Origin of the sequence: Pseudoalteromonas sp. ASV78 (genome assembly GCF_047806705.1) — a bacterium.
Lineage (GTDB): Bacteria > Pseudomonadota > Gammaproteobacteria > Enterobacterales > Alteromonadaceae > Pseudoalteromonas > Pseudoalteromonas prydzensis_A.
On the sequence record NZ_JBLOPA010000001.1, the window covers coordinates 2657307 to 2675269 of the forward strand.

The 17963-nt window shown below is 43.3% G+C and carries 16 protein-coding genes and 1 tRNA gene; 8 read left to right on the top strand and 9 right to left on the bottom strand.

Going from position 1 to position 17963, the window contains the following annotated elements:
* Positions 1 to 266 precede the first annotated feature (266 nt).
* The 7 genes from rplL to ACMVDV_RS11930 all read right to left on the bottom strand — a co-directional run bounded on the left by rplL (position 267) and on the right by ACMVDV_RS11930 (position 4013).
* On the bottom strand, positions 267 to 629 hold the full coding sequence (gene rplL, locus ACMVDV_RS11900) for a 50S ribosomal protein L7/L12 (RefSeq protein WP_064668694.1): 363 nt from the start codon (positions 627 to 629) through the stop codon (positions 267 to 269).
* A gap of 76 nt (positions 630 to 705) precedes the next feature.
* Positions 706 to 1200, bottom strand: coding sequence for a 50S ribosomal protein L10 (rplJ, locus tag ACMVDV_RS11905; protein WP_283709581.1), 495 nt, complete (start codon positions 1198 to 1200; stop codon positions 706 to 708).
* A 322-nt stretch (positions 1201 to 1522) separates the two neighbouring features.
* Positions 1523 to 2227, bottom strand: coding sequence for a 50S ribosomal protein L1 (gene rplA, locus ACMVDV_RS11910; RefSeq protein WP_416158268.1), 705 nt, complete (start codon positions 2225 to 2227; stop codon positions 1523 to 1525).
* 4 nt (positions 2228 to 2231) lie between these two features.
* Positions 2232 to 2660, bottom strand: coding sequence for a 50S ribosomal protein L11 (gene rplK / locus ACMVDV_RS11915; RefSeq protein WP_008108462.1), 429 nt, complete (start codon positions 2658 to 2660; stop codon positions 2232 to 2234).
* A 207-nt stretch (positions 2661 to 2867) separates the two neighbouring features.
* Positions 2868 to 3425 carry a transcription termination/antitermination protein NusG gene (gene nusG, locus ACMVDV_RS11920; RefSeq protein ID WP_304178193.1) on the bottom strand — a complete coding sequence of 186 codons (558 nt, stop codon included), beginning with the start codon at positions 3423 to 3425 and terminating at the stop codon, positions 2868 to 2870.
* Between the two features lie 4 nt (positions 3426 to 3429).
* A complete protein-coding gene (secE, locus tag ACMVDV_RS11925; protein ID WP_182732022.1) occupies positions 3430 to 3807 on the bottom strand; it encodes a preprotein translocase subunit SecE in 378 nt (125 codons plus the stop codon).
* A gap of 129 nt (positions 3808 to 3936) precedes the next feature.
* A tRNA-Trp gene (locus tag ACMVDV_RS11930) sits at positions 3937 to 4013 on the bottom strand.
* 165 nt (positions 4014 to 4178) lie between these two features.
* Here ACMVDV_RS11930 and ACMVDV_RS11935 point away from each other — a divergent pair.
* A complete protein-coding gene (locus ACMVDV_RS11935) occupies positions 4179 to 8168 on the top strand; it encodes a two-component regulator propeller domain-containing protein (RefSeq protein ID WP_416158269.1) in 3990 nt (1329 codons plus the stop codon).
* A 109-nt stretch (positions 8169 to 8277) separates the two neighbouring features.
* Complete coding sequence (locus ACMVDV_RS11940; RefSeq protein ID WP_416158270.1) at positions 8278 to 9414, top strand: CsgG/HfaB family protein; 1137 nt, start codon at positions 8278 to 8280, stop codon at positions 9412 to 9414.
* Between the two features lie 52 nt (positions 9415 to 9466).
* On the opposite strand, the gene ACMVDV_RS11945 is transcribed toward ACMVDV_RS11940, so the two are convergent.
* Positions 9467 to 9967 (bottom strand): hypothetical protein, encoded by a 501-nt coding sequence (locus ACMVDV_RS11945; protein WP_416158271.1) that lies wholly within the window; start codon positions 9965 to 9967, stop codon positions 9467 to 9469.
* On the bottom strand, positions 9954 to 10703 hold the full coding sequence (deoC, locus tag ACMVDV_RS11950; protein WP_416158272.1) for a deoxyribose-phosphate aldolase: 750 nt from the start codon (positions 10701 to 10703) through the stop codon (positions 9954 to 9956). Before deoC ends, ACMVDV_RS11945 begins: the two co-directional genes overlap by 14 nt.
* Positions 10704 to 10979: 276 nt before the next feature.
* On the opposite strand from deoC, the gene cysG reads away from it, so the two are divergent.
* The 6 genes from cysG to cysQ all read left to right on the top strand — a co-directional run bounded on the left by cysG (position 10980) and on the right by cysQ (position 17955).
* Positions 10980 to 12401 carry a siroheme synthase CysG gene (gene cysG / locus ACMVDV_RS11955; RefSeq protein WP_304178187.1) on the top strand — a complete coding sequence of 474 codons (1422 nt, stop codon included), beginning with the start codon at positions 10980 to 10982 and terminating at the stop codon, positions 12399 to 12401.
* 61 nt (positions 12402 to 12462) lie between these two features.
* Positions 12463 to 13362: a sulfate adenylyltransferase subunit CysD gene (gene cysD, locus ACMVDV_RS11960; RefSeq protein WP_192542925.1), complete on the top strand. Its 900-nt coding sequence runs from the start codon at positions 12463 to 12465 to the stop codon at positions 13360 to 13362.
* On the top strand, positions 13362 to 14789 hold the full coding sequence (cysN, locus tag ACMVDV_RS11965; RefSeq protein WP_416158273.1) for a sulfate adenylyltransferase subunit CysN: 1428 nt from the start codon (positions 13362 to 13364) through the stop codon (positions 14787 to 14789). Before cysD ends, cysN begins: the two co-directional genes overlap by 1 nt.
* Before the next feature lie 30 nt (positions 14790 to 14819).
* A complete protein-coding gene (locus ACMVDV_RS11970; RefSeq protein WP_416158274.1) occupies positions 14820 to 16544 on the top strand; it encodes an SLC13 family permease in 1725 nt (574 codons plus the stop codon).
* 37 nt (positions 16545 to 16581) lie between these two features.
* Positions 16582 to 17181 (top strand): adenylyl-sulfate kinase, encoded by a 600-nt coding sequence (cysC, locus tag ACMVDV_RS11975; RefSeq protein ID WP_304178177.1) that lies wholly within the window; start codon positions 16582 to 16584, stop codon positions 17179 to 17181.
* A gap of 3 nt (positions 17182 to 17184) precedes the next feature.
* Entirely contained in the window at positions 17185 to 17955 is a 771-nt protein-coding gene (gene cysQ, locus ACMVDV_RS11980) for a 3'(2'),5'-bisphosphate nucleotidase CysQ (RefSeq protein WP_416158275.1), read from the top strand.
* Positions 17956 to 17963 lie beyond the last annotated feature (8 nt).

Genomic DNA, 17963 nt, shown 5'->3' on the forward strand with positions numbered 1-17963 from the left:
TCCTCAGCTTGCTGATCTTTGACCCGACCTGTTCTTGTAAGAACAGACTTAACTGGCATCTAAGCCAAGATTGTACAACATTTAATTGTTGTTCTAATAGACTCTCACTTTAACACTAGCAAACTATAAAGCGTTGAAAGTAAAGAGAAAATCAGATTTTATTTGCGCGATAGGAATACATCGCTCTATAGCGCAAAAAGGCCGGTGATTATATAATCACCAGCCCTTGCCTGATTTCTCAGACAGCGAACTTAGCAAAAGCTAAATTACTTAACCTCAACTTCAGCACCAGCTTCAGTAAGGTCTTTAGCAAGCGCTTCAGCTTCTTCTTTAGATACACCTTCTTTAACAGGTGTAGGAGCAGCTTCAACAAGAGCTTTCGCTTCTTTAAGGCCTAGGCCAGTTGCGCTACGAACCGCTTTGATTGCCGCAACTTTATTAGCGCCAGCGCCAGTAAGGATTACGTCAAACTCAGTCTTTTCTTCAGCAGCTTCAGCAGCAGGACCTGCTACCATAGCAGCTGCAGCAGTTACGCCGAATTTTTCTTCCATTGCTTCAACAAGAGCAACAACGTCCATTACTGACATTTCAGCAATTGCGTCAAGGATTTGGTCTTTAGTTACAGACATTACAAATTTCCTAATAATTAACGGACTCTAGGTCCAAAAAAATTTTACACCGAAAGATTGATTAAACAGCTTAAAATTAAGCAGCTTGCTCAGCTTTCTGTACACGTACTGCTTCAATTGTTTTACACAATTTGCCAGCAGACGCTTCTTTCATAGCGCTCATTAAGCGTGCAACAGCTTCGTCGTATGTAGGTAGAGTTGCAAGCATGCCTGCGTCTACTACATTGCCTTCAAAAGCGGCCGTTTTAAGCTCAAATTTCTCGTTCTTTTTTGCAAAAGCAGAAAAGATACGCGCAGCAGCACCTGGGTGCTCTGATGAGAAAGCGATTAAGCTTGGACCAACAAATGAATCAGAAAGGCACTCAAACTGTGTTCCTTCAAGAGCACGTTTTGCTAAAGTGTTACGGACAACTTTCATCCAAACACCATTTGCACGAGCTTCTTTACGAAGGGCAGTGATTGCGCCAACTGTTACACCACGAGAATCTGCAACAACTGCAGATAGAGCACCATTGGCTGCTTCGTTGACTTCAGCAACAATTGCTTTTTTGCCTTGAAGATTTAAAGCCATGGGTGTTACTCCTGGTTTAATGGGTTACCGTACATCGGCTTCCCTGTTCTACTCTTCCCTATCAAACAAGATAGAGATGCTTTTTACGGCGAGAGCCAGAAGGATTAGGAAAAATCTATCTGGGGATTCACACCGTCTACGTAGGTGAATATTAAGGCCGAAGCCACCTACGGTCTTGGACGGAAGCCCAATTTATCGCTTTACCCGAAGGCTTAGCGAAATTATGGACTTCAACCCGAATTCTTTACTTGTCAAAAAATTAAATTTCTCAACAAAATGGCGCAAAATTATAGTACAAATTTCACGCCATGTAAACACTCAATTAAACAACAGTTGTGCTTAAAGTGCTTTGGTCAACAGCAACACCTGCGCCCATTGTTGTAGAGATGGTTACTTTCTTAACGTAAACACCTTTTGCTTGTGAAGGCTTAGCCTTCTTAAGCGCAACAATTAGCGACTCAAGGTTTTGTTGAAGTTGCTCAGCTGTGAAATCAACCTTACCAATTGTAGTATGGATGATACCATTTTTGTCATTGCGGTAGCGCACTTGACCAGCTTTCGCATTTCTAACTGCTTCTGCAACGTTAGGTGTTACAGTACCAGTTTTAGGGTTTGGCATTAGACCACGTGGGCCTAAGATCTGACCTAGTTGACCAACAACACGCATCGCGTCTGGTGATGCAACAACAACGTCAAAGTTCATCTCGCCTTTTTTAACTAGCTCAGCAAGATCTTCCATACCTACTAGTTCAGCACCAGCTTCTTTCGCAGCTTCTGCGTTAGCGCCTTGTGTGAACACTGCAACGCGAACGTCACGACCAGTACCGTTTGGTAATACAGTTGCACCACGAACGTTTTGGTCAGATTTACGAGCATCGATACCAAGGTTAACGGCAACGTCAACACTTTCTACGAATTTAGCTGTCGCTAACTCTTTTAAAAGAGCAACTGCTTCGGTGATTTCGTAATCTTTAGTCGCTTCCACTTTTTCGCGGATAGTACGCATACGTTTAGTTAATTTAGCCATTATCTTAGTCCTCTACGTTCAAGCCCATCGCACGCGCAGAACCTGCGATAGTGCGAACCGCAGCTTCTAAATCAGAAGCTGTAAGGTCAGGTTTTTTAGTCTCAACGATCTCTTCAAGTTGAGCACGTGTTACTGTGCCTACTTTTTCAGTGTTAGGACGGCCTGAACCAGATTTGATACCTGCAGCTTTCTTAAGTAAGTAAGCAGCCGGTGGCGTTTTCATGTCGAACGTAAATGAACGGTCGCCGTAAACAGAGATCACTACAGGAACTGGAGCGCCTTTTTCGATAGATTCTGTACGTGCGTTGAACGCTTTACAGAATTCCATGATGTTTACACCGTGTTGACCTAGTGCTGGACCTACTGGAGGACTAGGGTTAGCCATACCAGCAGCAACTTGTAGCTTGATTAGAGCTTCAACTTTCTTAGCCATTATAAATACCTCATTAGGTGGGTCTTAGCCTTGTGCGCGCGAGGACGCGTACTCTAACGGCTTCCCAGTTTAAAAATTGGTTTCTCACTTTCTGTAAGCAAATCAAGAAACTCTTGTTCTAAATACAAAAAGGCCGCTGATTATAAGTTAATCAGCGGCCTTTTTCAAGCTTTATACCAAACATTTGGCATAAAACATTTAATTTAATTAGCGATCTTGCTCAACTTGACCGAATTCAAGGTCAACTGGTGTTGAACGACCAAAGATAAGTACCGATACTTTTACGCGGCTCTTTTCATAGTCAACTGCTTCAACCACACCGCTAAAGTCAGCGAATGGGCCATCAACAACACGTACCACTTCACCTGGTTCAAATAACGTTGCAGGTTTAGGTGCTTCAGCATTTTCTTGTAAACGGTTAAGGATACGATCCGCTTCTTTAGCGCTAATTGGTGCTGGACGATCAGACGTACCACCAATAAAGCCCATAACACGCGCGGTGCTATTTACTAAGTGCCAGCTTTTATCGTTCATATCCATTTGGATAAGTACATAACCTGGGAAGAACTTACGTTCAGATTTACGCTTTTGACCTGCGCGCATCTCAACCACTTCTTCAGTAGGTACTAATACTTCACCAAAACTATCTTCCAAACCTTCGATCTTGATATGCTCAAGAATAGTTTGTGCAACACGCTTCTCATAACCAGAGAAAGCCTGTACTACGTACCAACGTAGTTTCTTTTCGTTGTTCTCATCCGACATGGGATCAGATCTCCAATCCAGTTAAAAAGCCTACTGCGCGGAATAAAATGCCATCTAATCCCCAAAGGATAAGTGCCATAATCGCAGTTGCAACCATTACAATAAATGTCGTATGGGTAGTTTCTTGGCGCGTAGGCCATACTACTTTACGTACTTCGATGCGTGCTTCTTTTGCAAAAGCAAGAAAGGTACGCCCTTTTTCAGTTTGTGATGCAATCCCCAAACCTGCGGCAACAGCAACAACAACACTAATAGCACGTAATAACACAGACTGATCTGCGTACATATAGTTACCAACTACTGCGCCTGCAAGTAGCGCAATTGCCACAAGCCACTTTACTGAATCCATCGCACTTGATGGCGTTTCTACATTCGTGCTCATAATATTATTACCTTAACTACAGACACAACAACCCTACACTATGGCAGGGTTAATCCATTAAAATCCAAACTTAAAAACAGACTTATTTAAACCGATTTTTAATCCTAGACTTACCCACTAACAGGAAATTGGCAGGGGCGGAGAGATTCGAACTCCCAACCGTCGGTTTTGGAGACCGCTGTTCTACCAATTGGAACTACGCCCCTGCAAAGTGGATGCCTATTATACTTACGCAATTCATTAACACAAGTGTAAAAGATACCCAGAAGTCAAAATCTCATCACTGGATTGAGAAATCCATCTTAACATTGATTAAAAAGCAGTTTATGATTGTTTCAATTCAAGGGATTTTACTCTGCACTAGGAAGCCCGTGCGCACAATAAAAACAACTATCTATACCACCATTATTGGTTTTTTATGGCTATTCCATAACAGCACACTGGCACTGTCTTTACATTTAGATACCTTCTCTAATGAACAGGGTTTAACACAAAATTCTGTCACGTGTAGTATCACCGATCGCCAAGGTTTTCATTGGTTCGCTACTCAAGGTGGGCTCAACCGTTTTGATGGCTATGAATTTAAGCGCTTTAAGTCACAGTCAAGCCAGCCAAGCCTATCGAGTAATTGGCTCACCGACTGTGTTACCACTGACAATAATCTGCTGTGGTTTTCTACCGCGACACAAGGGCTAAACGCCCTAAATACAGAAACCGGCACATTCACTCATTTTAATCGTAACAGCCCATTAGCGATTAAAGATAATCGCATTTGGTCAATGCTTGCTGATCAACATAATAATTTATGGTTAGGCCATGAAGATGGTAACTTAACTCGCCTCAATGTAGCCGAGCATGAAACTGCCTACTTTACCTACTCGCCAAATACCCAAGGTAGTATTATTTTTCAGGATATGGTAATTGATGCTAAGCAAAACTTATGGCTGGCCAGTAATGAAGGATTAATAAAGTTTGATACAAAAACAGCTAAATTTAGCCATTTTTCAGCAAGCAAAAAGCAACTATGGCGCCTAAAACTCACGCCACAAGGACTGCTACTGATTGCCAGCAAAACAGGGCTTAGTGTTTTTGATTTAGAAACTGAGCAGTTTAATGATATAAAACAATTAGATGGTATATGGATAAGCGATATTTTAATCGATAATAACGAGCATCTTTGGCTTAGCAGCTACGGCCAAGGCTTATATTATAATCCCAACTATCAAACAACGTTGGCAAGCTTTAAGCAATTTAAACACCTTCCACAGCAACGGCATGGACTTGTTAATGATTACTTACTGTCTTTATATCAAGACCAGCAAGGCATTCTGTGGATAGGCACCGATGGTTATGGATTACAACGCTACGATATGCGCCAAAATCAATTTAATCATCAACAACACAGCGATGACCCTAACAGTATTAGCCACGATTTTATCCGAGCCTTACTTAAAGATTCGCAAGGGCAATTATGGGTCGGTACTCGCGACGGGCTAAATAGACAAACTACAGACGGCTTTGTGCGCTATCACGTCGATACCAGCAACCTCACCAACAACAATATATTCAGCCTTCATGAAGATAGCCAGCAGCGTATTTGGATTGGCACCTATGGTGGCGGTTTATTGCGTTATAACCGCGAAAGCGATGACTTTACATCATTCACAGTGCAAAGCCATCAGCTCAGCAGCAATAACATTTATGCGATCAGCAGCGATCAAAACGGCAACTTATGGTTGGGCAGCAATCAAGGTTTAAGCCTGTTTAACCCAGATAGCTTAACCGTTAAGCATTTTAAGCACTCGCAACAACACAATAGTATATCGAACAACACCGTATTTAGCCTTGTTTACGATAACCTCGCTGATGCAATTTGGGCTGGCACTCGAGTTGGCTTAAATAAACTCACCCTCGAGAACAATGAATTTAGCCATTATCAAGCCGATCAAACAGACCCCAATAGCTTAACTCATAACATGGTTACCGCCCTACACCTGCAAGATGACAATACACTGTGGGTGGGGACTTTTGGAGGCTTAAATAAACTGAATAAAACAACGGCAGAGATAACTCGGATCACCGAGCACGATGGCCTGCTAAACGATAATATTTTTGCCATTAAACAGGACGCCAAAGGTTACCTGTGGCTGGCAAGCAACCAAGGTTTAACACGTTATCAGCCCAGCTCTCAAAATATGCAGCATTTTTTACCCCGTGATGGTGTGCAACATAATTCATTTATTCTCGGCGCGGCTTATCAAGCGCAAAACGGTGAACTATTTTTTGGCGGGATCAACGGCTTTAATCAATTTGATCCGCTTAAGCTACAGCTGGCAACTGCAACTCCTGAGCCCGTGCTAACCGAATTACTAATTAATAATCAAGCGATAGCCACCGCCCCATACACTGAGCACGGGGCTCAAGCCGCGAAATTTATTAGCTATGTACAAACACTCACCTTTAACCAAGGTGTTGGCGTGATCGGCTTTAAGTTCTCAGCCTTACATAGCCCGTCGGCTCCTCAACAATATCAATATGCATACAAGCTCGCTGGTTTCGATAAGCAATTTCTATATACCAACGCACAACAACGACAAATAAACTACCCGCAACTGCCCGCAGGCGACTATCAGCTGCAATTAAAAGTAAAAGATCAGTATGGCCAATGGAGTAATGCTAAAGCTATGCTCGATTTTACTGTGGTGCCGCCGTGGTGGCAAAGTCGCCTTGCCTATGCCGGTTATGCTCTTCTCACTGGCGTTATTATTTGGCTTATTGCGGCCTCACTATACCGCGCCAAGCTGGCCGAACAAACAAGCCATCAAGCCCGTGAACTGAATCGTTTAAAAAGTCAGTTTTTAGATAATATTAGCCATGAATTAAAAACACCCCTGAGTTTAATACTCGCGCCACTTGAAAGCTTGCAGCTAAACCATAAAGATCAGGCAAGTCAAAAACAATTATCGATGATCAAACGCAATAGCCTACGTTTGCTGACCTTAATAAATCAACTATTACAACTAAGCCAACGCCCTAGCTGCGCTATACATTACGTTTCGCCCTATCCTTTAGTCCCATTTATAGAGCAGCTGATTGCTGACTTCACGGTGCTGTTTGAACAAAAAGGTATTCGCGTAACAATGACAGATCTCAGCAAAGGCTCCTGCTGCATAGCCCTTGAGCCAGAGCATGCCACGTCAATTATTACCAACTTAGTGAGCAATGCCCTCAAATATACCCATTCAGGCGGCCAAGTTAATATTAGCTTATCAGTACATAATGACATGGCTCATATCGCGGTTGTTGACACTGGGATTGGCATCGAAAAACACCAACAAGGCATTATTTTTGAACGCTTTACGCGTGTTGCAGCACAAAATCAAAACGGCAGTGGAATTGGCCTTGCTTTAGTTAAACAATTGCTAGAGCAATACCGCGGGCAGATTTCACTAACAAGTGAAGTAGGTAAAGGCAGTTGTTTTACTGTATCTCTGCCTTTGACTGAAGCAGAGCATGGCGCAACCTCGCTCACAGCACCAATAAATGAAGCAACCCGCCCCAGCAATTCGCAAAAACTACTAATTGTTGAAGATAACCACGAAATGCGCGAACTACTGCTGAATTTGTTTGCCACTGAGTACCACTGCTTAAGTGCCATTAACGGCGAACAAGGCTTAGCCATCTGCCAAACAGAAATGCCAGATCTAGTGATCAGCGATGTGATGATGCCTTGCATGGACGGTTACCAATTACTTAATGCACTACGCACAAATAACATTACCAGCCATATACCGGTGTTATTATTGTCAGCAAAAGCCGATACACAAAGCAGGCTAAAAGGCCTTGATTTACTAGCAGACGATTTTTTAAGTAAACCATTTGAGCCACAATTACTGCTCAGTAGAGTACAAGGGCTATTGAGTATTCGTGCCGTCCTTAATCGGCACTTAGCAAAGCAGCTTGCAGCTAATACACCGCCGCTGGTACTCGATCCGCAGCTTACACAAAGTAAAGATTACCAATTTACCGAGCGCCTGAAAAACATCATCCATGATAACTATCACAACGAAGCGTTTAGTATTGAAGAATTCGCCGCTGGGTTATATTTAAGCCCACGTGCCTTACAACTGAAAATGAAAGCACTCTACAATTTAACTCCCAGTGATTATATGCGCAATACTCGTTTAGAGTATGCTGAAAAGTTACTTACCGACAGCGATCTAAGCATCGGTTTAATTGCTGAAAAAGTCGGCTTTAGCTCACAAAGTTACTTTGCTCGCTGCTTTAAGGCAAAGCATAACGTTTCGCCTAAGCAGTTTCGGGAAAATACCAACTTGAACGCAAAAACTTCGCCTGTGTGAGCAAAGTGTTCGCCTCAGTACTATTTTTAACCTTATGATTTCTTTAAATTAACTTTAAGAATAAAAACCTTCATTGTTTCTATTTGGCACATTAATTAAGGAAAATCATATGCTCACAACAACTAAAAAAATACTGTTGGCAACCCTCGTTGCTAGCAGTCTTAGCGCTTGCCAAAGTACCTCGACCAAGGTCACCTCAAACCAAGATTCACCAAACATTAATGAAGTTGATCAACAACAATACAATGGTCCAAAAGCGCGTATTGCCGTGGCACGCTTTACCGATAAATCGAATGACTCTCATTGGTGGCGAAAAGAAATAGGTGAAGGCATGGCCGACCAACTCACCACCGCTTTGGTAGGCACCAATCGTTTTATTGTACTTGAGCGCCAAGCGCTAGATGCGGTGTTATCTGAGCAAGATCTTGCGGCTTCAGGTCGTGTTAGTGCTGCATCAGGGGCAGCTTACGGTGAAATTGAAGGCGCCGAAATCGTGGTGGTAGCAGCGGTAACTGAATTTGATGACGACAGCTCAGGTGCCAGTGTTGGTACTGGCGGTTTTATCGGTGATGTGTTTAGCTCAGTATCGGCAGGTTTTTCCGGCTCGCATATGGCGATTGATTTACGCCTTATCGATACTCGCACCTCACGTATTTTAGCAGCCACCAGCATCGAAGGAGGCAGCAAAGATTTTGATTTTACCAGTGCGGCAACCAATTTTGGTGGTGCATTGGTCGGTGGTAATTTAAGTGGCTGGTCAAACACCCCGAAAGAAAAAGCGCTGCGCGAAGTGATAATCAAAGCCGTTGAGTTTTTACAAACTAAAGTCCCTACCACTTACTATCGCTATAACAGTAATAATACCTTAGCACCTGGATACACAGCACCACCACCGCTTACTACCACGGCAGCCAAGTCAAAAGCCGTTGCCCCAGTAGCAAAAATCGATGTTCCTTCGCATAGAATGCCGTATTATGAAAAGATGGATTTAGCCATGTCGCGCATGAATCTAGTCTGTTTAGGTTATTTAAAAAACCAACCCGATTATGAAGAATTTGAAACTGAAGATGTTAAGTACGATCATCAAACAGTTATCGCACTGCGTGAGTACCAACAAGAGAAACAATTAAAAGTGACAGGACTTGCCGACGAAGCAACCAAAAAGTCACTCGATGCAAGCCAATGTATTGCTAAAACCAATAAGTCAGGGCTTGAGAGCTTAGGTAATATATTTAAAATTAACTAGCTCAGGTTAATTAGCAGCCAGTTAATTGCTGGCTGCTATCCCATCCAAATACTTAGAACAGCTGTAGCAGCTCACCCTGATAAAAATCACAAAGCAGCCAAATCTGTTGAAAAGGATGGCTAAGCGGTATCGTTATATTCTGTAACTCAGCCTCAAAATCCGCTTTATGCCAAATAGTACTGGCGTTACGAATAAGCAGCCATGTTTGCTCTGATTGATAATGCTTTTTTCCTTTTTGTGCTAATAATCGCTGCAGTGCACAGTGCAATCGCTGCTCACTTGGTTGCATTGCCATATCAGCAAGATCTCGTTGCATACCGATAGACAATGGCCTGCCGAGCACCGCCATCGCTTCGGTTTCGCTGGCATATAAATGTGCTATTTCAATATCGAGCTTCTGCTCATTACGATAACAACTAATATCCGGTTTACTCGGCTGATTATGCCAAATATGGCGCATTGGAATACCAAAGCGCTGTTCGTAGCAACGCAAGAACAACTTGCCCGCATCATGCTCAAGTTGTAATTTTTCTTGTTCACTATGACGCGTCATTCAGTACCGCATATACATCAGCTAACAGGCTTGATGCACCAAATCTAAATGTTGACGGATTTAAATAGCTTTCTCCCATAATATCAATCGCTAGCTGTAAGTAATTACTTGCATCTACAACCGTTTTTACGCCACCGGCAGCTTTAAAACCCACTACACGTTGCGATTTTTTAATCGTACTTAACATTACTGCGGTTGCTTCAAGGGTGGCATTGATAGCAACTTTGCCGGTGCTGGTTTTAACAAAGTCAGCACCACCGGCAATTGCTATTTCTGTCGCCAAGGTTATCAACTGCGCTGTTTTTAACTCGCCAGATTCTATTATTACTTTTAATTGTACGTGTTCAGGACAACACTCTTTACTGGCACGCACATATTCCAGCGCTGTGGCTTCGTCCCCCGCTATTAATGCCTGATACGGTAACACCAAATCAATTTCGTCAGCGCCGCGCTCTATGGCAATTAATGTTTCATTTATTACTTCACTTAGTTCACCGTTGCCTGAGGGAAAGTTAGTTACCGTCGCCACTTTTACATGACTCAACTCACGCTCAGCTAAAGCAAGCTTGGCGTCATCAACAAACTCACTGTAAACACACACTGCAGCCGGAATACCTAGGTTGGGCTTAATACTAGCAACCAAGGCCTGTATTGTTGCAGCACTATCATTATTATTTAAACTGGTTAAATCCATTAATTGCACGGCCAATGCCGCATCAGTCAGTTGCGTTGTCATAAATCCACCAAGTAAGTTCATGTATAAGTAATAGTACCAAATTTAACTATTCTCGCTATAGCTAATAACCAAACACTCTAAGCTGGTTATAGATTCCTCATACTACTTGCAACTCGTCGCAATCACCTGTTAACTAAGGCTTAAGCCAAACCGAACCACCATATATAACTTTTGGTTATATCAACTGGGTTTTAATTATTTTTTACTTCGCTTGCGGCGCTATATTCTGCGTTTCTGAAAGCATTTATGCTGCGATTCACTCAAGGGGTTTACCAAATGCAATATTTACCTATCTTTACCAAGCTCGACAACAAACCCGTATTGGTTGTTGGCGGTGGAGAGGTTGCGTTACGTAAATGCCGTGCATTTTTAAAAGCACGTGCTGCTGTTACTTTAGTTGCACCTTGGTTTTGTGATGAACTTGTTGAACTGGGTAATAATAATGAAGTAACGCTAATTACTGCGTATTTTAACGAGCAACACCTAGATGGCATGATGTTAGTTATTGCAGCCACTGATCTGGAAGATGTAAACGCACAGGTATTTGAACTGGCCAATGCGCGCAATATTTTTGTAAACGTGGTGGATGATCAACCTAAGTGCAGCTTTATTTTTCCTTCAATTGTTGATCGTGAGCCAATCACTATTGCGATTTCCAGTGCTGGCACTGCGCCGGTATTAGCACGGCGCTTACGCGAGAAGTTAGAAACGCTTATTCCACAACATATTGGCCCACTTGCAAGTTTAGTTGGCAGCTTTCGCGACAAAGTAAAACAGCGCTTCACCAGTTTTGCCGATCGTCGCCAGTTTTGGGAAACCGTGTTTGATTCATCGGTCGTTAGTAAAGTACAAACTGGCGATACCAGCGCAGCTGCTGAGCAACTTGAACAATTACTCGATGCTAAACCTGAGCCTGAAGGCGAAGTGTATGTGATTGGTGCAGGTCCTGGTGATCCTGAGTTGTTAACGCTAAAAGCACTGCAATTAATGCAGCAAGCTGATGTGGTGGTATACGACTATTTAGTCTCTGATGAAATTATGGAACTAGTGCGCCGCGATGCTGATTTAATTTGTGTGGGTAAACGCTTAGGCGATCACAGTGTCGCCCAACAAGACACGAATCAAATGCTAGTTGACCTTGCTAAGCAAGGTAAAAAAGTTTGCCGCATTAAAGGTGGCGACCCGTTTATTTATGGCCGTGGCGGTGAAGAAGTTCAAGTATTAGCGCAAAACCAAGTGAGCTATCAAATAGTCCCTGGTATTACCGCCGCAGCCGGTTGTAGTGCCTATGCGGGTATTCCGCTTACTCATCGTGATCATGCCCAAGCCATACAGTTTGTTACCGGTCACTGTAAAAAAGATGGCCAAGAACTTGATTGGCAATCGCTAGCTAAACCAAACCAAACTTTAGCTATTTATATGGGGGTGATCAAATCACCGCATATTCAAGCACAGTTGTTAAAACATGGCCGCGATGCAGATACCCCAGTGGCTATTATTGAAAACGGTACTCGCAAAAATCAACGCGTAGTGACCGGTAAATTAGGTGAACTGGCCGACTTAATTGAGCGCCACAGCATTATTTCACCCGCATTATTAATTATTGGTGAAGTTGCGTCATTACATGAGCAACTTCATTGGTTTGGCGAAAAAGCCCAAACCAGCAGCTTTGCACAGCCGCTTACTGGCGTGGCATAAGCATTAACCGATTTAAATTTTTTAGATTTTAACTTTAATCATTTTAGTAGGACGACTAACAATGGCTTTAACTCACCTTCAGCAATTAGAAGCTGAAAGTATCAAAATCATGCGCGAAGTGGCTGCTGAGTTTGAGAACCCAGTTATGCTTTACTCTATCGGTAAAGATTCATCGGTACTTTTACATTTAGCGCGTAAAGCGTTTTACCCAGGTAAAATTCCATTTCCATTGCTTCACGTTGATACCAACTGGAAGTTTAAAGAAATGATCGAATTTCGTGATCGCCTAGCCAAAGAGTATGGCTTTGACTTGCTCGTCCACAAAAATCCTGAAGGCTTAGCGATTGATATCAGCCCATTTACCCATGGCTCGGGTAAGCATACCGATATCATGAAAACCCAAGGCTTAAAACAGGCGCTTGATAAATACGGTTTTGATGCCGCCTTTGGTGGTGCACGCCGCGACGAAGAAAAATCTCGCGCTAAAGAGCGTGTTTATTCATTCCGTGATAAGCACCACAGATGGGATCCAAAAAACCAACGTCCTGAACTTTGGAATACCTATAACAGCCAAGTTAACCCTGGCGAAAGCATTCGTGTATTCCCGCTTTCTAACTGGACTGAACTTGATATTTGGCAATATATCTATCAAGAAAACATCGACATGGTTCCGCTTTACTTAGCTAAAGAGCGCCCTGTTGTAGAGCGTGACGGTACTTTGATCATGGTTGACGATGAGCGGATGCCGCTTTTTGAGGGCGAAGTGCCAATGATGAAGTCAGTACGTTTTCGTACCTTAGGCTGCTACCCACTTACCGGTGCGGTGGAATCAACAGCCAGCACACTGACTGAGATTATCGAAGAAATGCTGCTATCGACGTCATCAGAGCGTGAAGGTCGGGTAATTGACCACGATTCAGCAGGTTCAATGGAGAAGAAAAAACGTGAGGGCTATTTCTAATGTCTATCAATACTAGCGACACAATGAACGAAGTAAGAGCAATTGGCATCGATGCCTACCTTGCTCGTCAACAAGACAAAAGCCTATTACGTATGCTGACCTGTGGTAGCGTGGATGACGGTAAATCAACCCTGATTGGCCGCCTACTGCACGACAGTCACCAAATTTATGAAGATCAGTTAGCTGCACTGCACAAAGATAACGAAAAAGTAGGTAACGCTGGCGAAGAGCTCGATTTAGCCCTACTGGTTGACGGCTTACAAGCGGAGCGTGAGCAAGGTATCACCATTGATGTGGCGTACCGTTATTTTTCAACCGCGAAACGTAAATTCATTATTGCTGATACGCCAGGGCATGAGCAATACACACGTAACATGGTAACCGGTGCATCAACCAGCGATGTAGCAATTATTCTTGTTGATGCCCGCTACGGCGTGCAAGTACAAACTAAGCGTCACAGCTTTATTTGTGATTCATTAGGCATTAAACAGTTTGTTGTTGCGGTGAATAAAATGGATATCGTTGATTTTGACGAAACCGTTTATGAAAAAATCAAAGCCGATTATTTAAAATTTGCTGAGCAACTTAACGTAGCTAACATTAAGTTTGTACCTATGTCTGCGCTAAAAGGCGACAACGTAGTAACTCGCTCAGAGCACACACCGTATTACACAGATAAACCACTGCTGGAGTTATTAGAAGACTCACCAGCGGCTGAAACAGACACCGGCTTTGAAGCGCGTTTTCCTGTGCAATATGTCGTACGCCCTAACCTAAACTTCCGTGGTTTCCAAGGTACTTTAACCTCAGGTAAGTTACGTGTAGGTGATGCAATTAAAGTATTACCATCAGGTAAAACCTCAAGCATTAAAGAGATTGTCACCTTTGACGGCAACTTAGACACAGCCGAAGCTGGCCAAGCAATTACCTTAACCCTTAACACTGAAATTGATATTAGCCGAGGGGACGTGATCGTTCCTGCTGATTCAACGGCGACGGTTACTAACCAAGTACAAGCAAAGCTTGTGTGGATGCATGAAGCGCCACTGGTACTAGGTAAAAGCTATAACTTTAAGTTAGGTAGTAAAAACACCTCGGCTATGGTGAAGAAGATTGATCACACCATTGACGTGAATACTCTTGAACATGGCAGCGCAGATAGCCTGCAGTTAAACGAAATCGCGATTGTGACCCTAGAATTGACCGAAACCATTTTGGCCGATGCCTATCACAACAATCACGAAACTGGTGCGTTTATTTTAATCGATCGGCTATCTAACCTAACTGTTGCTGCAGGTATGATTGAGAATGTACTTGCTAAGCAAGAGCAAACTGGTAACTTTAGTGAGTTTGAAGTTGAATTTAATGCCTTAGTACGCAAGCACTTCCCACATTGGCAAGCGCTTGATATCTCAAAGCTTAAATAATCAACATTGCCTGTTAAGGACGTATAAAGCATGTATCAACAGCTAGTATTAACAGGCATTATGCTAACTTTAGTCGGGTGCCTGTTTGGCACGCGGCTAAAGCCAGCATGGCTTTTTGTTAGCGCAATTGGCACCGCTTATCTTGGTGGCTTAATCGAGCTTGAAGATATGCTGATCAACTACGCTAATCCATCACTGATCACCTTAGTGCTATTAGTGTTAATTTCTATCGCGATTGAAAAAACCACGCTCGTACAAAAGCTTGCCCAGTCATTATCAAAAGGAAGTTTGACCAGCTCAGTCACTAAGTTGGGGCTTTCGACTGCGTTTCTATCCTCATTTACCAATAACACGGCGGTTGTCGCATCACTTATTAGCGCCATTAAAGACAGCCCAACTCATTCACCATCAAAGCTGCTATTACCGCTGTCGTATACTGCGATTTTGGGCGGCACAATTACCTTAATTGGTACTTCAACAAATTTAATCGTCAATGGTTTTGCCGTTGATGCTGGTATGGCACCGCTAGGCTTTTTCGACTTTACCTTAGTTGGCTTAGGTGCATTAAGTGTGGGCCTGATCACTATTTTAGTGATGCTAAAATATCTGCCAGACAACGGCAAAAACGATCAAGAAGTGGTGCCTTTTTATCTCGAAGGTAAAATAGAAGAAGGCTCAAAACTAATTAGTAAAAGCGTAGAAGAAAACGGCCTACGAGAATTAAAAGACTTATTCCTCGCTGAGATCTTACGTGACGATAAACGTATTTGCGCGGTTACCCCGCAACATGTGATTAAATCAGGCGACGTATTACTGTTTGTTGGCGACATCAAATCAGTGCCACTGCTGACCCGTTTTGACGGGCTAAAAATCGTGCACGACAACCATGAAAAAGACGTAGAACACCTTGTGGAAGTGGTGGTGAGTCAATCGTCAAAGTTTATTGGCAAAACAGTCAAAGAAATTCGTTTTCGTGAACAGTTTCATGCTGCTGTGATAGCCATTCGCCGTGGCCACGACCGCTTACAAGGTGGTTTAGGTAAAGTACAATTACAAGCGGGGGATTCATTGATCCTCGCCCCAGGTAAAGACTTTTATAGTTTGCCTAATTTAAAGCGCGAATTTGTGTATATTTCTGGGCTTGATTTACAAACCCACTTAGCACCGAAACAATCAAACTTAGTGCTCGCTAGTTTTGCTGGTGTGTTAGCTTTAAGCATTTTCGCTATCGTACCTTTGGTAAAAGGTTTATTGGTACTGCTGATTGCTTTAATGCTTACTGGCACTATTAAGCTCAGCGAAGTAAAACGTCGCTTTCCGATTGAATTACTCGCCGTAGTAGGTAGTGCCATTGGCCTTGCTAAACTGATGATAGGCACCGGCCTTGCAGGGCAAATATCTGATGCGATGTTTTATGTATTAGGCGACTTTGGCCCTTATGGGGCATTTATCGCTATTTTTGTTATGACAGTAATGTTTACCGAGCTGATCACCAACAACGCCGCCGCGGCACTATCATTCCCGGTCGCCTATGCATTAGCGATTGGTTTTAATGTTGATCCGCTGCCGTTTATTATGGCGGTGGCTTTTGGTGCATCAGCAAGTTTTATTTCACCGTTTGGTTATCAAACCAACCTGATGGTGTACAGCGCTGGCAACTATCGCTTAAAAGATTATGTATTAATGGGCTTACCGCTTTCTATTATTTATTCAATAACGGTATTAACCCTTATTCCGCTGGTGTTTCCGTTTTAAGCCAGCGCTACTTAGTATTTGATAAGAGAGTTTTACAATGGATGAGAACATTGTTTGGCATAACTATGCCATTACTAAAGCACAACGTAGCGAGCACAAAAGCCATAAACCAGCTATCTTATGGTTCACTGGTTTTTCCGGCTCGGGTAAAAGTACCGTAGCAAACGCCCTTGAAAGCGCACTAAACCAGCAAGGTATTCATACTTACCTGCTTGATGGCGACAACGTACGCCATGGCTTATGTAAAGATCTAGGCTTTAGCGACGAAGATCGCATCGAAAATATTCGCCGCGTTGGTGAAACCGCCAAGCTAATGGTCGATGCTGGATTATTGGTACTCACCGCATTTATTTCCCCATTTCGCGCTGAACGCGATATGGTCAGAAACTTAGTCGATGACGGTGAATTTATCGAAGTGTTTTTAGACACGCCGCTGGACGTATGCGAAAGTCGCGATCCAAAAGGCTTGTATAAAAAAGCCCGTGCCGGTGAAATAAAACACTTCACAGGTATTGATTCAGACTATCAAGTACCCCATTCACCGGAAATAATTTTAGATACCAGCAAAAACACCCTAGACCAATCGGTGCAAGAACTGATAGCGTATCTAAAACAACAGCAAATTATTAAAGGTTAAGTCATGAACCAAACGGAACTGCTCGAAGAAATACTGATCCTCGCCCGCCAAGCTGGCAGCGCTATTATGGGGATTTACGAAAAGGATTTTAACGTTGAGTACAAAGCTGATGAAAGCCCAGTAACCGACGCCGATCTTGCAGCCCACAAAGTGATTGCCAATGGCCTAGCCCACTTAACCCCAGACATCCCAGTACTCAGTGAAGAAAGTGCCGATATCAGCTGGGATATCCGCCAAACCTGGACCCGCTATTGGCTGGTTGACCCAATCGACGGCACCAAAGAATTTATTAAAAAGAACGGTGAGTTTACCGTTAACATCGCCTTGATTGAAAACGGCAAACCTATCTTAGCTGTAGTAGATGCCCCTGCGCTAGGCGTGTCTTATCTCGCAGCTGAGGCCATCGGCGCATTTAAAGACCGTGGTGATGAGCGCATTGAGCTTAAAGTCACCACCAAGCCTAACAAAGGGCTTATTCGTGTCGTCGGCAGCCGCTCGCATCCTTCCCCTGATTTAGCCGAGTTTGTAAAACGCTTTGATGAGGTGGAAATGGTCTCAAAAGGCAGTTCATTAAAACTGTGTTTAGTCGCCGAAGGCAGCGCTGATATTTACCCACGCCTAGGCCCAACCTGTGAATGGGACACCGGCGCAGGCCATGCTATAGCCGAAATCGCCGGCGCAAAAGTCACTAAACTCGACGGCAGCCCGCTTGTTTACAATACTAAGGATGAATATTTGAATCCGTATTTTGTGGTGAGTGTGATAGAGGGATAAGCTAGCGA

Excerpts from the sequence above, each read along its gene's own strand:
- rplL (WP_064668694.1), bottom strand. The coding sequence starts at position 629 with ATGTCTGTAACTAAAGACCAAATCCTTGACGCAATTGCTGAAATGTCA.
- rplJ (WP_283709581.1), bottom strand. The coding sequence starts at position 1,200 with ATGGCTTTAAATCTTCAAGGCAAAAAAGCAATTGTTGCTGAAGTCAAC.
- rplA (WP_416158268.1), bottom strand. The coding sequence starts at position 2,227 with ATGGCTAAATTAACTAAACGTATGCGTACTATCCGCGAAAAAGTGGAA.
- rplK (WP_008108462.1), bottom strand. The coding sequence starts at position 2,660 with ATGGCTAAGAAAGTTGAAGCTCTAATCAAGCTACAAGTTGCTGCTGGT.
- nusG (WP_304178193.1), bottom strand. The coding sequence starts at position 3,425 with ATGTCGGATGAGAACAACGAAAAGAAACTACGTTGGTACGTAGTACAG.
- secE (WP_182732022.1), bottom strand. The coding sequence starts at position 3,807 with ATGAGCACGAATGTAGAAACGCCATCAAGTGCGATGGATTCAGTAAAG.
- ACMVDV_RS11940 (WP_416158270.1), top strand. The coding sequence starts at position 8,278 with ATGCTCACAACAACTAAAAAAATACTGTTGGCAACCCTCGTTGCTAGC.
- ACMVDV_RS11945 (WP_416158271.1), bottom strand. The coding sequence starts at position 9,967 with ATGACGCGTCATAGTGAACAAGAAAAATTACAACTTGAGCATGATGCG.
- deoC (WP_416158272.1), bottom strand. The coding sequence starts at position 10,703 with ATGACAACGCAACTGACTGATGCGGCATTGGCCGTGCAATTAATGGAT.
- cysG (WP_304178187.1), top strand. The coding sequence starts at position 10,980 with ATGCAATATTTACCTATCTTTACCAAGCTCGACAACAAACCCGTATTG.
- cysD (WP_192542925.1), top strand. The coding sequence starts at position 12,463 with ATGGCTTTAACTCACCTTCAGCAATTAGAAGCTGAAAGTATCAAAATC.
- cysN (WP_416158273.1), top strand. The coding sequence starts at position 13,362 with ATGTCTATCAATACTAGCGACACAATGAACGAAGTAAGAGCAATTGGC.
- ACMVDV_RS11970 (WP_416158274.1), top strand. The coding sequence starts at position 14,820 with ATGTATCAACAGCTAGTATTAACAGGCATTATGCTAACTTTAGTCGGG.
- cysC (WP_304178177.1), top strand. The coding sequence starts at position 16,582 with ATGGATGAGAACATTGTTTGGCATAACTATGCCATTACTAAAGCACAA.
- cysQ (WP_416158275.1), top strand. The coding sequence starts at position 17,185 with ATGAACCAAACGGAACTGCTCGAAGAAATACTGATCCTCGCCCGCCAA.